This is a genomic window from Paenibacillus sp. 598K (assembly GCF_003851045.1).
GTDB lineage: Bacteria > Bacillota > Bacilli > Paenibacillales > Paenibacillaceae > Paenibacillus_D.
Window position 1 is genome coordinate 1 of sequence record NZ_BFBX01000210.1, and the last position, 310, is coordinate 310.

Here is a 310-nt window from a genome sequence, read left to right on the forward strand (position 1 = left end):
CGACATCATCGCCCGCATCGGCGACGAGCATCGACGCTCGACGATGGGGACGCTGCGTCTGGCGTTCCTGTCGGCGCTGGCAATGGAGCTGTTCGCCTCGCTCAGCACCGCTGTCGTCGCCGTCTTCCTCGGCCTGCGTCTCGTCGATGGCGAGATCGGCTTTGAGGCGGCCTTCCTGGTGCTGCTGCTGGCGCCGGAGTTCTATACGCCGATCCGCACGCTCGGCACGCAGTTCCATGCCGGGCAGAACGGCGTCAGCGCGCTCGCGCGGATGGTCAAGATCCTCGATGCCGAGCCCGCCGGTTGGACG

At 67.7% G+C, this 310-nt stretch carries 1 pseudogene; it reads left to right on the forward strand.

Features of this window, described 5'->3' with window-relative positions:
• A pseudogene (locus PA598K_RS36865) lies at positions 1 to 310 on the forward strand (thiol reductant ABC exporter subunit CydD); the annotation flags it as partial.